A 14,335-nucleotide genomic window follows, 5' to 3' on the forward strand; every position below is an offset into this window, starting at 1 on the left:
GCTTATCCCTCCGTTGGAGAAAGAATGCTGGTGACTTCAGTAAATTGCGCGGCAGGAATCACGACCCGTCCTTTCGCCGTATCCAGAACAACGACCATGGGAGTTATGGCTGTGACGGTGCCATTGTAGGCGCCAACCTGAATCTTTTCCCCGATTCGGACAATGGGCTGAATGTAGTGGGCGGCAATCAGATTCTTCACGGCTGAACGGGAACCGATTCCGAAGGATAAGGCGGCTCCGGCAATGAGTCCGGCAATCAGAATGACAATGATCTGATTAAGCAGCGACGTGTCAATTCCCAACTCATTGATAGCCGTCACCAGCACAAGCAAAGTAGCGGCTATATAGACCGTTTGCGCAATGATGGTGCCTTGCCGGATTCCGGAAGAATCACACGCAACAGAGATCAGGTCGCGTACAAAGTTTGTGGCCAGGAGGCCTAGAACGAGAATAAGGGTAGCCATGCCGATTTTGGGCAGATAGTGGACCAGTCCGGTTAACGTTTCGGACAAAAGGGCGAGACTTAAGGCTTCGGTGGCGGAAATCAGAAAGAGGAGAAAAACCAGCCAAAACCCTAGAAGGCCGACAATTTGTGAAATTGTTTTTTGGCTGCCTATTTTTTTCAGCAGCGTGAGAACACCGGTGCCGCCCAGTAAACGATCGACGCCGATCATATGCAACACGCGGCTCGTTCCCGCTTCAACGATTTTTCCCAAGAGGATTCCCAGACCTAACAACATCAAAGCCCCTAGGCTTTTGGGGAGATAGGCCATAAACAGCTTGAAACTGTACTCAAACGATTCCTCAAGGGTTGCGGTCCAAAGGGTGATATCCATGGGATTGACCTCCTTAGAAATAAATAAGCAGAAAGACGGTAAACACTCCGATAACGAGCTGGACGATCAGAGAGAGGATATTCCTCATGGTGCCGGCTGGACAGATAGATTTTGCTGGGCGATCGATCATCCTGAGAGAGAATGTCCTTACCCGAGTGGTATTTGGCGTTGTTGAGCCCACATGTTATCCCGTGGGGTTTTCTCTTCCCCTGGGCCCTCAGGCATTAATTGAGAGGCAGATGAGAAGGTTCTGTGTCCTCAGATGGCTCTCCCGATGCGGGGACCTGGTTCAACGGGGAGTCCGGAAGAGGTTCGGGTTCGATCGAAGATTGTGAGGGTTGGGCCGGTTTTTCGGGGACCTGCCGTGTGAGTTTGTTGACTTTAATGACCGGTGGGTCAGTCACAAATGGTTCGTATTGTTTGACGTCCAACGTGACTGAGTCCTGTTCTTCCACAAGCAGGTCAATCTCTGGAACCTGTTTCCGAAAGGTCGCCAGGATGGTGCCATTTGGCGTGGTGACAGTCATTAACAATCGGTCCTGCTGGCGTTCCTTATGTGTGACGGTCCCCGTCAGGGGATGGACGGTTTCTTGAAGGAATTGGGGTATATAGGGCTGGGCATATCGGGCGGCAAGAAATGGTGCTCCTAAACCCAATCCTACTCCTAAGACAAACACCGCCATGTAGACCATCAAGGATTTCATGTAGATTTTCTCCGGTATTTCAGTGGAACGTTCCAGCTTTTCCTGTTCAAAGGAAGACAATATCCACGCGGCAGCGAATGAAAGATTGGAAGCATACGAGACCGTCCCCCCAGATCTCCTGCGTCCTTCGGGCCCTGCTCATTTTTTTCTCTCAAGTCTTTCGTATATTTCTGGAGATTCTGAATGCCGCCCGTTTGGAGAAAAGCCAGGATTCTGATTAATCATACACAATGACCATCACAAAGATAACAACTAACATGCCGGTCTTCTTTAAAAGCCTTTGCCGGTTCCCCTCAGATTTTAGAAAAAACCAGGACTTACTTTGTTAGGAACCGTTCTTCATTTTTTAGGATCGTTGAAGCTGGGACCGGTTCTTTCCCTCCGCAACGTCATGCTTCAATGTCATGAATTCCATAGCCAGAGTCAGTCCATTTTGTCGGTAAGGGAAGTATGCTTAGCGTGATACCGATCTTTAGTTGATCTTCCCCAATAATACCAATTGAGAATTGCCAGGCAAATAGCTAACACCATTACTCCGCCAAATACGAAGAGCATTATGGTCATGGGTGTTGTGCCTCCTGGGCATCATGAGAAGATTGTCATATTTCGAGTCTGATGCAGATGAGTCTTATCTTCTCCCTTCTCAACGCTCTGGCCCAGGACCCTGTAACTCCCCCTGCGGAGCGCCGGTGTTGAGCCGCATCGGAAAAGTTGGCTTAACACTGGCTTTAATCCTTCTTGTAGAAGGACTCCAGAGGGACAGGATAGAAATGCCCTCTTCAAAAGAAGGGCAGTAGGGAGGAGACTCTTTGTCGACTGGCTCTGATTTCAGGTGTTTGGAAAATCAAACCAACCTCCAAATTTTCCAGATCTGTCAGTTTGAGCCTCACTTAACGGTGATGTTATTTGTGACTAATACCACCCCAATCACATCTCGGACCAGTTCTTCGGCTTTGGTGGCTTCCGTGATGGTATCTACTAATCCATTTAAATGGACCCGTCCTTTAAAGGTCTCCACATGAATATCCATGCCACTGACCGCAGAATCACCCAAAAGCGCCGTTTTGACTCATTGATCTATTTTCGTAATAGCTCGTCATAAGATTGCTCTGCTTAACGGTCACGGCCAGCAGGGGCAAACACTCCCGCCAGGATGGCGATGCCGATCAGCATAAGGATCAAACCGACAATCCATGCAAGAAGGGCAGGGTTGACGATGACCAACCACCCAAGGATGATCAGTAACGCTGCCAGGACGATGGACGCCACATGCCCCAGGCCTTGGGTCATGGCTGACAATGCGGACAAGAGGTTATTCACCTGATTCACTCCTTCTTGCAATCCTTAGCGAACCCGGGATTGCACTTTTCTCATATTCTTCTTTAACGGTTCCATTTGGGTTTGAATGTGTATCCCAATCACATTTTTTCCTAAATAGCGTTCGACGACTTCCTTTGCACGTCCTTGTACTTGAGGCCCCAGCACATCGGCGCTTGCCTGCGGGGTCACAGTTAGGCGGCAATGGAGATGAATGCCATCTGATCCTTCCTTGACTTTGGTCGAACTTTCCAAGATTCCTTCGATCTTTCCCGCTTCCCGATTGACCAGGTCTTGAATGCTCGCCCGGGAGGCGGTGATGTGTCCCAGATTGTCCTTTTTCACTGTCACTGCCGATTTTTTGCTGGAATGTGGGATGAACTCTACGAACAACAGGCAGAGGCCCAAACACAGCAGCCCAAGGCATACGCCCACTACACTCCACCAATTTGTTCCCTCTAATTGCGTCAATGGGATGAAGACCTGATGCCATGGGGATGGCATCATCTGTTCAGGGTCCCACATGCCCAACATTATCATCAGAATGGCGCTGCATCCCGACCCTAAAAGAAGGATGCCAAGGATCACCAAGAATCGGTTGAAAATATTCATAGACTTATTCGGTGAGGTGGACATCGCCAATTCGAATATTGATCCATCCCACCGCTTCTGGAATGAGTGATTGAATCTTGTCACGCACCATGCCGCGCACGCGAGTCGAGAGTGCCGGTATGGAACTATCCTTATCAATAGTCACCGCAAGTTCAATGGAAAGATTCAGCGTTCCTTCTTCTCGATGAACCGCAATGCCCCATACCCGCCATCCTGGCCCTACAGTGGAGAGGTTGGCTTTGGGACCGGTAAGGAGAGCGACTCCTGGAATGCGAGATACACTCATGGTCACCGCATCCATAATTAGTTGTTCATCAAGTGGTGCAATGGATTGGGTCATGTGAACTCCCGTTTCGTTTATTCGACCCTGCGAGCCACGGCCTCGGCCGGCTTATCTTCGGGGTAGAAAAGCCCACTGACTTGGATGTTAACTTCTTTCACCATGAGACCAAGAAGTCGTTCAATGCGTTCTATAATGGCTTGACGGAGATTGCTAGCTAGATCGGGGACCTGTACTCCGTAATCCGCAATGATGCGCAAGTCAATGGCCACTTCGCGTTCCCCGACTTCAACCATTATCCCTTGTCCCGATGGGCCTTTTCCCGTTAATCGCTGGGTCAAGCCTGCAATCTGTTCACCCATACCTTGTTTCGCGATTTCATGGATGCCCTGGACTTCCTTGGCCGCTATTTCTACGAGTTGGGCCACGACCTCATCGGAAATAGTGGTTTTCCCTAATTGAGGCACTCGTTGGCCTGGATTGTTTGTAGTCGTGATGCCTTCAGTCATTAGGCAGTTCTCCTCATCAAGATAAATAGCAGGAATCTATCCGGTTACTGTGTGCTTTAAGGGTAAGCGATGGATGGGCATGGCCTTTATGCCCCACGTCGATGTTATGCGACGCGTGGCTCCGGTCGTTCGGCAGGCTTGTCTTTGGCTTCTTCGGCGAAATACAGACCGGTGACGTCAATATTCACTTCTTTAACCGTGAGGCCTGTCATGGTGTTCACGCGCGTGGCTAGATTTCGTCTAATGGCCGTGGTGAGCTGGGGAATGCTCACGCCATACTCCACGACGATCTTAATATCGACGGCCACTTCTCGTTCTCCTACCTCAACGTTTACGCCTTGGGTGCTCTGTCCTAATTTTGATGCTCGTTGGGCTATACCCGTTAGCGCATCACCCAAGCCCAATGATCCCATTTCATGGACCCCGGCTATTTCCCTGGTGGCGAGCGCGACAATTTTGGCCACCACTTCATTTGAGATAGTGGTTTTCCCATCTTTAGTGACTAATTCTGAATTTCCTCGTTGAGCGTCTTTGGGGTCTGCCATGGTGTACCTCCACCTTTTATAAGTTATAAATTGATGATGAGAAAGCCTGTGATTTTGAGAAAAAGGTAATCAGATCTTTTTCGTTTTGTTGGATCTTATTGGCAATTCTCTTTCATTGGTCCTCGTTCTTTCACCCATTTAGACAACTCAGAGTGGGAAATGGTCACATAATTATTTGTTCAATAAAAACCGTGGGTTAAAGTCATTTTTGGAAAATCCTCGAAGAATGATGCCTTGTTCGAGTTGAGGAGGTACAAATGTGGCCAACGAGGGCATATCACACATGTCTGTGAAACAACATACTGGGGATTGAGAGATTAAGTTTGCGGTACCGTGATTTCTGCCGGGATATCCCACAGGGAAAGGAGGGCGAGGAACATACGCTCAAATTAAATCTTCGGGGATTTCCAAGGAAATGGTAGTTTTACGCGACGGGAATATGACTGCCGAAACCGATCACGCGGTGAGTGGATATTGGTGGGAAGGAGGGGTGCCCTTGTCCATGAAGTCTCAGTCTACTAATTATCGTAAGAACACTATCTAGGGGGTTCGCCTCTCCTATTGAACTTCTTGAGATGTCTGTTTGTGGGTAGACGTGATCCGTCCCAGAAGGAAGCCAATGACTACGCAAATCCCGATTAAGACAATCCGACGTGCCTCAAATGTCCAGAAAAGAAAGGTTAATTCCACAGCGGCCATGTTCTGAAAAGCGATCAGCACGACAAGCGCTCCTAATACAATGGTCACAATCGATTTCAATTTCCTCATGACACAACCGTATCTAAGAGCGGGCATGTCCCCATGTGAAATACTGACTCGTTGGTTGGAGAAGACCAGTTTCCATTCAGGAATGACGAGCAATTTTTTTATCTCATGCCGGATCTCCGACTATAGGACCCTTCCTCAATGATTCGTTCATTCGGAATGTATAACTGTTCTTCATCATCCGTTTTTATGAGAACGGACACAGGAGTAAGTTTGATAATGGTTCCTTTGTGACCGGCCAGCGACACTGTTTCTCCGACATGAAAGAGTTGGGCGATGTAATACCGAGCAAGAACATTCGAAATAATGGACCGACTTCCCAGGCCAATTGATAGTGCCATGGCCAACACAATGCCAGTAATAATAATGGTGATATTGGCGCTGAAGATCGTCATATCCAATCCCAATTCGGTCAGGGCCATGACGATGCCGAAACCGACAATCAGAATTTCCAACACTGAACTCAAGGCTCCTGCATAGGCAACGTTCAGGCTTGAGGATGCCGAGACGATCCCTTCTTTGATGACTTTGGCAAGATATAACGCAATGATCAGAATTAAAAAGGCCCCCAGGACGTGGGGAAGGTAGGCAATTAAGGTATTCAGGGTGTTGAGGACGACAGTGAATCCCAGGATCTCAGAGGCCGAAATTAGCACAATGAGGAGGATCATGTAATAGATTAAGCCTCCAATGATTTGATCGAGGCTGCTGGTAATTCCGATTCTGGCCAGCATGTCATGGAGTTTGATTTTCTGGCTGAGTTCCACAACGCCACAGACCCGCAATACTTTTGTGGTGAGCCCTCTTAATATTTTTGCTCCTAGCCAACCAATCACCAGGATGATGATGGCTCCAAGCACTTGGGGTAAATATCCACCTATTTTTCCCAGGAATTGTTGAAAAAAAACCAGGACAACCCTTCCCCATTCCATGAGTTCATTTTGCGTCCCTACCATCATACGGCTCCCCTCTCATTCACTCATTGAATCGTCAAGTAACGTTCCAGGGATCGATGCGTGAAATGCGCCGATCTCTTTTGCCACGCTAAGGAAATACACGGCCTTCATGACTTGCTCCTTAGTGTTTTGATCAGGTTCCGGTATCTGTAAGGCATCCAGCACCTGTTCAAAGACCAGATCTTCCTCGTCATTCATGTGTTGACCTCCTCTCGGAGTTTTGTGATCAATCGTGACACCCGCATTTTGGCTGCGCTGAGACTGATTTCGCAAATGGCAGAAATTTCTTCATAGGTATACTCACCCATGAATTTCATGGCCAGGATGGTCCGGTCTTCCAGTGGGAGTTTTTGAAGGAGATGATGCACATCGATTTTCGAGGTTGGGTCCTCGTGAATGAGTGTCTCAGACGGATGTTGCATTCCTGACGACTCAGAATAAGCCTTTGATTTGATATAGTTAAGGCAGTGGTTGGTAGACAGGCGATACAACCAGGAGGAAAATGCAGCCTGCTTCTTGAAATCATGGAGATGTAGAAATACCTTTATCCAGATTTCCTGCATTAAATCACGCGCTTCTTCCTGATTGACACAGATGAAGAAACACCGTTTTAAGACTTTGCCGGCATAACGATCATACAAACCTTCAAAGGCTTGAATGTCGCCTTGCGTGATGGCATCGACCAGATCATTGTCCGTAGAGTTTTCGTAAGGCGCCATGGAACGAATGGGCAAGTTACTATAAGAGTAATTGCGTCATGTGATTGCGTGACTCGGTTTTCCGCTGAGAGAGGACATGAAAAAGTGGCAGTGTACCAATGCCGCCAAACCTTCTCAAACATCCTTAGATAGGATGTGTAGACAAGCGTCAGGCGCAATGGCCAATAAGAATGCATTGGCGTTTGGCCAATGGTCCATGAAGCAATGAACCTCATATCTGATTTGTAGGAATAATATCGCGGGGCCCCAAAAGCCGTTTTCCCTCAATCAGGCGATTAAGGCACTCGTCTGGAAAAGTCGCGGAACTTTCAGGCTTCGGTCGTTGAGATTGGAAGAGGTAAAGGGGTTCTGACATGAAGGTCCCTTTGAGGAAAAGGGATTTCCACACCATTCTTCCGAAATTTCTTAACGATGGCGCAATTAATATCGGATTGAATCTGCCTTCTGCCTTGTGGATCTTCCACCCAGGCTAATAAACGCATATTCCAGGCAGAATCTCCGAAACTCATCAGCCAGGCCTTCGGTTCCGGGTGGGGTAACACCCTTGGGTTTTCTTTAGCCGCTTCCAAAAGGGAATGTATCACCTTGTCTAAATCTGAATTGTAAGAGACTCCCACTTCAATCTCCAATCGGGTTTTGGGGTCACCGTGCGACCAGTTGACCACCGTGGAAGAGATAAATTCGGAATTGGGAACGACGATAGCCACGTTGTTTAGAGAACGAATGGTTGTGGATCGAATGTTGATTTCTGCCACATCTCCCTCGGTGTCTCCCACGGTGATGCGGTCCCCAATTTGAATATGTTGTTCGAACAGCAACATGAGTCCCGCGATGAAATTGGACGTCAGATTTTGCAGGCCGAATCCGATTCCGACGGAGAGAAATCCAAAAATGACGACAAGACCGCTCAGGTCGACACCGATGACTTGAAAGGCAATCACGGTCCCAACGAGGAGCAATAAATATTGAATAATGCGGGTTAAGGTGTATTGTGTTGCCTTGGGCATCTTCGAGCGTTTGAGTAATTGGTTGCTGAGAAAACGTCGTATCAGGGCGTTGATGATCATAAAACCACCCATGATGAAGGCAAAAAATGCCAGAGACGAGAGGGTAATCGGGGTCTGGTTGACGGTAAATAAGGGGTAGGTAAAAAAGTGATCCAATGCGTTCAGGACCGTTGAAAGATCCATGGTGGTTCTCCTTTGAGGTGTTTTTAATTTATTGCCTCGTTGAAATTGAAGAAGAGACTTTTTCGGAGGGTTGCCATTTTTTGCCGTGGCGGATTAGATGAATTAACCAGAAAAATGTCAGAAAAGATAGAGGAGAAAAAAGCGGAGGTAAGAGAATATGACAGATGAATCTTGCCACTTGAGATTCAAATGTTACGTCTTCCCCCAACTTTAGATGAGAAGCTGTGCAACCTGTAAGGAAGCAGAGCTATTTCGTACTTGACGCCTGTCGGGCGATCGCTATCGGGGATACCGCCACCCTGGAATAGTAGGTGAACCGACTCAAGGGTTTTAGAGGAGCGCAGAGGCTAACTTGATGTGAAGCGCAAGGCAGGTGGATCAGGTGTGGAGAGGCATAGCATGAAGGATGTTAAGCGGATCTTACAAATCAGCGGTATTATGATCTAGCCCGGATGTCGTCGGCTCTGGGTTCGGTAGCGGCAATACCTCAACGAATGAAGAAACAGGTGGCTATTGTAGGTGATCGAGAAGGGGTTCGGGAATAGAAAGTTCCTCATGATGTGGTTTGATTTGAGCCCCAAGATTTGGCTTCAGGATAATCAACCCAGGTTTCTTTTTCTGCCAGGTATTGTTGGCCTTTGAAATTGAGGCGGGTGCGCATGGTGGTAAAACCTAATTCCCGAAGTTGATCGATGAGGTCCTTCAGGCTTTCCTGCACGGTTCGATACACCTGGGACTGGAGATTTAGTGCTTCGTACATGACCGTTCCCGAGTATCCGCGTTCAACCCGTTTAATTGGGATCATTCGATTGAAATATCGGTCACTAGGATCCATGCCCTCCAATTGATGCTTTTCCACGACGGCATTTCTGACTCGAAAGGATAAAGGAAGCGATGTCATGTGCTCTGGCTCCGGCTTAACTATGGGTAGCGGTATTTTTTCTTATTGTGAAAATCGATTATAGGCCGCCTCGATGAGGGTCGCAAGCGTGGTTGACTTCCCTCAGAATCCCAACGTAACCTTCCCTACGCTCAGGAAAAATACGTTTGCGGGAAAGGGGTTGTGGCGAAATGGTCCGCAAGTTATCTGGTGCCGACATTCCAATCAACCTTCCCAACAGCCTCACAGTCCTCCGAATTCTTCTTGTTCCCGTCTTCGTTGGGTTTTTGCTCTACGAATACTATGATTATGCCCTCGTGACATTGTTAGTCGCGGCGGTGACCGATGGTCTGGATGGGGCCATTGCCCGTATCACCGATCAACGCACTCGCCTCGGCGAGTATCTCGATCCTCTGGCTGACAAATTACTCCTCATGTCGGCCATCGTGACCTTATCTGTTCTTCATTTTATTCCTATCTGGGCTGTGATTCTTGTGGTGAGTCGTGACGCCATTCTCCTCACAGGGACCATTTTGGCTAATTTAACGGAAATCGACATTGATATTACTCCCACCTGGTTGGGAAAGGGTACCACCTTTGCACAAATTTGCTATGTCATCATGGTGATTCTCTTTGCGACCGGGCGTGTTCCCTCCGAAAGCATTATTCCATTTCTCTCGATAATGGTCATCCTGACAACCGGTTCTGGAGTGCATTATTTGTTCCGAGGGATTCAACGGCTCAATTCCTCAGGCAAGAAATAAGGGAAAACACAGGAGGATGCAGGTGAATAGAGAGCGTGTCGGCCTACAGCTGGTGGATGCGAAAGTGATCTCTTCCGATGATTTGTCTCAGGCGCTTGATATTCAACAGGGAGAAGGAGGGCGCCTCGGGAGCATTCTGGTTCGGATGGGGGTTCTGTCTGAATCCACCTTATTGGAGTTTCTCAGCCAGCACTATGGAGTGGCCACCGTAGAATTGTCTACGTGCTCGATTGACGGGAGTCTTCGGGGATTAGTTCCTTATGACGTTGTCAGCCGGCACCTCGTTTTGCCTGTGCGGAAAACTACTTCACGACTGAATCTGGCTATGGCCGACCCCACGAATGCGTCTTTGTTAGATGATTTGCGGTTCCGGACAGGGTTGCACATCATTCCCATGGTAGCTACCGAATCGGATCTACGGACGGCGATCTCCCATCTGTATGGCCAGGGTCCGGATGGATCTTCCTCAACTGCAAAATCTATGAAAATCGATGAGGAGGGTACTTTCAAAAACAGGGGAAATGGCGACCGGATTTCACCCGATTCGATGGGAAAGCCTGTTGGCTGTTCCTCTGGTAACGATTTGCATGACCAAGAACGATTTATAAGGCCTGAGGACAAAGCAGAAATGTCTCGACTGAGGGGTCATGTGAAAATTGATAAAGATTCTTCAGCTGTGGAGGTTGTGAAGGGGCTCGTCCAGCAGGCCATTGAAATGGAGGCGAGTGATATTCATATTGAGCCGATGGAGACTATGATCCGGGTTCGCTTTCGGTTGGATGGCGTCTTGTGCCCGATTCAAAATCTGCCTAAAGGCCTTCATCAGGCAATACTCGCCAGGGTGAAAATTCTTTCCGATCTGGATATTGCGGAGCGGCGGTTACCTCAAGATGGACGAATGAAGATAGAGGGCTTTCCCCACGTCGATATTCGTGTGGCCATTCTGCCCTGCTTGTTTGGCGAAAAAGCGGTTCTGCGTCTCTTGAATCAGTCAGGGCTTGCGTTACATTTAACCAATATCGGGCTCAACCAGCCTGATTTGGATCGTTTGACGACGGCTTTGGAAAATCCCTATGGGATGATCCTGGTGACGGGGCCTACGGGGAGCGGGAAGACGACAACCCTATACAGCGCGTTACAATTTCTGAATACTCCTCAGATGAATATTGTCACTGTCGAAGATCCCGTGGAATACCAAATCCAGGGCATCAATCAGATGCAAATTCATGAAGAGATTGGATTGAATTTTGCCGCCGGATTGCGTGCTTTTTTGCGGCAGGATCCTGACGTCATGATGGTGGGGGAGATTCGTGATCGGGAAACCGCACAAATCGCGATTCAGGCTTCTCTCACTGGCCATCGAGTTCTTTCGACCCTGCATACCATGAATGCCCCAGGGGCAATTACCCGGCTCATCGATATGAGCATTGAGCCGTTTTTGGTGTCTTCCGCCGTCTCGCTCATTGTGGGCCAACGCTTGGTACGGAAAATTTGTGATCATTGTCGGGAGGTGGAACCGATATCTCAATTTCAGCTGCGGGAGCTGGGTTTTGATGATGATGCGCTCGGGGCGGTTCAGGCGATGAAAGGGCGTGGGTGTGTGTCCTGCCATCAGACCGGATTTAAAGGACGCATGGCCTTATTTGAGACCCTGCCTATTTTTGAGGGACTGCATGAAAAGATTTTGGCACGGGCATCGACGAATGACTTGATAACCTGTGCGATAGGCGAAGGATTTCGCAGCCTTAGACAAGCGGGGATTGCGGCAGTTCAAGGTGGCTTGACGACTGTTGGTGAGGTGTTTGCCGAAACGAGATCTGATGCTTTTGTATAGGGACGTCAGAAGAATGGATGCCCAATGGAATTAACTGCACTTCTAGGTGAATTGTGCCGGCAGGGCGGATCGGATTTGCACCTGGTTTCCGGCAGTGTGCCCCGCCTCCGTGTGGACGGGCATTTACGTCCAATGGAGTCTCCGACATTGACCAGCCAGGATATGACTCAGTTAACCGCGAGTCTGTTGACGGAAGCTCAGCATCATCAGGTTATACAGACCGGAGCTTGGGATGGGGCCTACAGCGTGCCTGCTATCGGGCGGTTTCGGGTTCATATCTATACCCAGCAGGGATCCTTGGCCATGGCCATTCGAACAGTGTCCGGGAAGATCCCGACATTTGAAGAATTAGGGCTACCGCCCATTATTGCGGAATTGATGAGGAAGCCCCAAGGGCTGATTTTGGTGACCGGGCCGACCGGTAGCGGGAAAAGTACGACATTGGCTTCGATGTTGGATCATATAAATGAAGCGCGTTCTGCCCATATTATTTCGTTGGAAGACCCCATTGAAATTCTGCATTCGCACAAAAAAAGTTTGGTATCTCAAATGGAAGTGGGATCTGATGTCCGCGAATTCCAGTCCGCACTGAAAGGTATCTTACGGCAGGATCCCGATGTGGTTTTTTTGGGCGAGTTGCGAGATCTCGAGACCATTCAGGCGGCTCTCACCATGGCTGAAACCGGACATCTTACGGTGGCCACTTTGCACACGAATTCTGCGATTCACACGCTGACACGATTGGTCTCGGTGTTTCCTTCCCACCAGCAACAAGAAATTCGTATCCAGTTGTCGATGGTGCTGGAAGGCATTCTGGCACAGAGACTTTTGCCACGTTCAGAGGGAAGGGGAAGGGTCCTGGCTTTGGAAATTCTGATTACTTCTCCGGCAATTCGGAATCTGATTCGCGAAGACAAGATCCATCAAATGTATTCCATGATGCAAACGGGACAAGCTCAATATGGCATGCAGACCATGAATCAAGCGTTGGCCGATTTGGCTGGCCAGGGAGTGATATCCTCTGAACTCGCTATGGGACTCACAACGCTTCCTGACGAGTTATCCAAGCTATTGGAGCGCACGGGTCGGGAGCGATCCGGGGCGATGTCCTTGGCCAGGTTGCGGCCTCGGATGTAGATGTCATTAAAAGCCTTCTTGATCTCCCACAGAGAAAGCGAGCAATAATTCGAAATGCCGAGATTTGAATATCGTGCGAAAAATTTGGATGGACAGACGGTCCACGGAGAAGTCTTGGCTGCTACTTCCAGTGAGGCCTTGCAACTTCTTCGTAGACAGGACGTCTTGGTAACCGGTCTGCAAGAAAAAGTTGAAAGGGTATTCAATCTCAGCGGTCAGCTGACCGGCTGGAGCCGCGGGTGGAGCTGGAGAGGCGTGAGCAGTAAAGAATTGGTGGTCTTTACCCATCAGCTGGCAACGTTGATTCGTGCGGGTGTACCTCTTTTGGAATGTCTGGACATTCTCTCCAGCGAAGCTGAAAACCCGACCTTGCAACAAGTGGTTAAACATATTCGAGAGGATGTGGAGGGCGGAACCTTGTTGGCTCATGCTTTAAAGCGCAATCCGACCGTCTTTAGTGAATTTTACCGGAGTATGGTGGAAGTAGGAGAGACGACGGGTCGCTTGGACGAAAGTTTGACCCAACTGGCTGTGTACCTTGATAAACAGGCTCAGTTGCGGGCGAAAATTTTCTCTGGATTAGCATATCCGGCTTTGCTCGTGGCTGTGGCGATGATTGTCCTGGTCTTTTTACTGATTTGGGTGGTCCCTCTTTTTTCTGGCCTATTCCAAGATATGGGCGAATCGCTTCCCTGGTTGACGCAAGTGGTGATTGACCTGGCTGAGGGGGTTCGGGATCACTTTTTTCTGTTGGCGACATTTTTTGGAGGTTTGGGTATGGGTATCCGGTGGTTTCTCAAAAATCCGAAAAGTCGACAGGGCATTGATGGGTGGGTTTTGAGGGTCCCCCTTCTGGGGTCCGTAATTCAAAAAGCAGCAACGGTGCGTTTTTCCAGAACATTAGGGTTTTTAGTTCGTCGTGGGGTGCCGTTGCTGTCGGCTTTGGGTGTGGCGGGGACGGTGACTGGTAATAAAATATTCGAGCGAAGCATTAAACTGGCGGCCATAGCGATTCAAAATGGACAACCTCTTTCCGAGACCTTGAGAACGGGCCGGGTTTTTCCGCCGATGGTTCCCCAAATGATTAAAGTGGGAGAATCAACCGGTTCCATTGATGTTATGCTGGAAAAAATTGCCGATCTTTTTGAGCAAGAGGTCGATCGGACGGTAGCCACGTTAACGTCGGTGTTAGAGCCCGTTATTATCTTGGTCGTGGGTTGTGGGATTGCCCTTGTCGTTGTGGCGATGTATCTTCCCATTTTTTCTATCGGTTCAGTAATTGGGTAA

The 14,335-nt window shown here is 48.8% G+C and carries 18 protein-coding genes and 1 pseudogene; 4 read left to right on the top strand and 15 right to left on the bottom strand.

Annotated features, from left to right (window positions below; all coding sequences use genetic code 11):
- Window positions 1-2: 2 nt before the first annotated feature.
- The 15 genes and pseudogenes from PP769_RS06615 to PP769_RS06685 form a co-directional block, all read right to left on the bottom strand.
- Complete coding sequence (locus PP769_RS06615; RefSeq protein ID WP_312646179.1) at window positions 3-836, bottom strand: mechanosensitive ion channel family protein; 834 nt, start codon at window positions 834-836, stop codon at window positions 3-5.
- Window positions 837-1,060: 224 nt separating this feature from the next.
- Complete coding sequence (locus PP769_RS06620) at window positions 1,061-1,540, bottom strand: hypothetical protein (RefSeq protein ID WP_312646180.1); 480 nt, start codon at window positions 1,538-1,540, stop codon at window positions 1,061-1,063.
- Between the two features lie 423 nt (window positions 1,541-1,963).
- Window positions 1,964-2,104, bottom strand: coding sequence for a hypothetical protein (locus tag PP769_RS06625; protein ID WP_312646181.1), 141 nt, complete (start codon window positions 2,102-2,104; stop codon window positions 1,964-1,966).
- Window positions 2,105-2,426: 322 nt separating this feature from the next.
- Window positions 2,427-2,597 (bottom strand): annotated as a pseudogene (locus PP769_RS06630) (BON domain-containing protein); the annotation flags it as partial.
- Between the two features lie 56 nt (window positions 2,598-2,653).
- Window positions 2,654-2,860, bottom strand: coding sequence for a hypothetical protein (locus PP769_RS06635; RefSeq protein WP_312646182.1), 207 nt, complete (start codon window positions 2,858-2,860; stop codon window positions 2,654-2,656).
- A 24-nt stretch (window positions 2,861-2,884) separates the two neighbouring features.
- Window positions 2,885-3,469, bottom strand: a complete 585-nt coding sequence (gene amaP / locus PP769_RS06640) for an alkaline shock response membrane anchor protein AmaP (protein WP_312646183.1) — start codon at window positions 3,467-3,469, stop codon at window positions 2,885-2,887.
- Between the two features lie 4 nt (window positions 3,470-3,473).
- Window positions 3,474-3,809, bottom strand: a complete 336-nt coding sequence (locus PP769_RS06645; protein ID WP_312646185.1) for a hypothetical protein — start codon at window positions 3,807-3,809, stop codon at window positions 3,474-3,476.
- Window positions 3,810-3,826: 17 nt separating this feature from the next.
- Window positions 3,827-4,258, bottom strand: a complete 432-nt coding sequence (locus PP769_RS06650; protein ID WP_312646186.1) for an Asp23/Gls24 family envelope stress response protein — start codon at window positions 4,256-4,258, stop codon at window positions 3,827-3,829.
- Between the two features lie 104 nt (window positions 4,259-4,362).
- On the bottom strand, window positions 4,363-4,803 hold the full coding sequence (locus PP769_RS06655) for an Asp23/Gls24 family envelope stress response protein (RefSeq protein ID WP_312646188.1): 441 nt from the start codon (window positions 4,801-4,803) through the stop codon (window positions 4,363-4,365).
- A 558-nt stretch (window positions 4,804-5,361) separates the two neighbouring features.
- Entirely contained in the window at window positions 5,362-5,571 is a 210-nt protein-coding gene (locus PP769_RS06660; RefSeq protein ID WP_312646189.1) for a lipopolysaccharide assembly protein LapA domain-containing protein, read from the bottom strand.
- 98 nt (window positions 5,572-5,669) lie between these two features.
- Window positions 5,670-6,527, bottom strand: coding sequence for a mechanosensitive ion channel family protein (locus PP769_RS06665; RefSeq protein WP_312646190.1), 858 nt, complete (start codon window positions 6,525-6,527; stop codon window positions 5,670-5,672).
- 12 nt (window positions 6,528-6,539) lie between these two features.
- Window positions 6,540-6,722: a hypothetical protein gene (locus PP769_RS06670; protein ID WP_312646191.1), complete on the bottom strand. Its 183-nt coding sequence runs from the start codon at window positions 6,720-6,722 to the stop codon at window positions 6,540-6,542.
- Window positions 6,719-7,243 (bottom strand): RNA polymerase sigma factor, encoded by a 525-nt coding sequence (locus tag PP769_RS06675; protein WP_312646192.1) that lies wholly within the window; start codon window positions 7,241-7,243, stop codon window positions 6,719-6,721. Before PP769_RS06675 ends, PP769_RS06670 begins: the two co-directional genes overlap by 4 nt.
- Window positions 7,244-7,551: 308 nt before the next feature.
- Window positions 7,552-8,433: a mechanosensitive ion channel family protein gene (locus tag PP769_RS06680; protein ID WP_312646193.1), complete on the bottom strand. Its 882-nt coding sequence runs from the start codon at window positions 8,431-8,433 to the stop codon at window positions 7,552-7,554.
- 553 nt (window positions 8,434-8,986) lie between these two features.
- Window positions 8,987-9,334: a hypothetical protein gene (locus PP769_RS06685; RefSeq protein ID WP_312646194.1), complete on the bottom strand. Its 348-nt coding sequence runs from the start codon at window positions 9,332-9,334 to the stop codon at window positions 8,987-8,989.
- A 170-nt stretch (window positions 9,335-9,504) separates the two neighbouring features.
- On the opposite strand from PP769_RS06685, the gene PP769_RS06690 reads away from it, so the two are divergent.
- The 4 genes from PP769_RS06690 to PP769_RS06705 are packed head-to-tail and all read left to right on the top strand — an operon-like array spanning window position 9,505 to window position 14,335.
- Entirely contained in the window at window positions 9,505-10,077 is a 573-nt protein-coding gene (locus PP769_RS06690) for a CDP-alcohol phosphatidyltransferase family protein (RefSeq protein ID WP_312646195.1), read from the top strand.
- 22 nt (window positions 10,078-10,099) lie between these two features.
- Complete coding sequence (locus PP769_RS06695) at window positions 10,100-11,911, top strand: GspE/PulE family protein (RefSeq protein ID WP_312646196.1); 1,812 nt, start codon at window positions 10,100-10,102, stop codon at window positions 11,909-11,911.
- Between the two features lie 24 nt (window positions 11,912-11,935).
- Window positions 11,936-13,048, top strand: coding sequence for a type IV pilus twitching motility protein PilT (locus tag PP769_RS06700; RefSeq protein ID WP_312646197.1), 1,113 nt, complete (start codon window positions 11,936-11,938; stop codon window positions 13,046-13,048).
- Window positions 13,049-13,102: 54 nt separating this feature from the next.
- The gene (locus PP769_RS06705) at window positions 13,103-14,335 is read left to right on the top strand and encodes a type II secretion system F family protein (RefSeq protein ID WP_312646198.1); all 1,233 of its coding nucleotides are present in this window, start codon (window positions 13,103-13,105) and stop codon (window positions 14,333-14,335) included.

Origin of the sequence: Candidatus Nitrospira allomarina (assembly GCF_032050975.1) — a bacterium.
Lineage (GTDB): Bacteria > Nitrospirota > Nitrospiria > Nitrospirales > UBA8639 > Nitrospira_E > Nitrospira_E allomarina.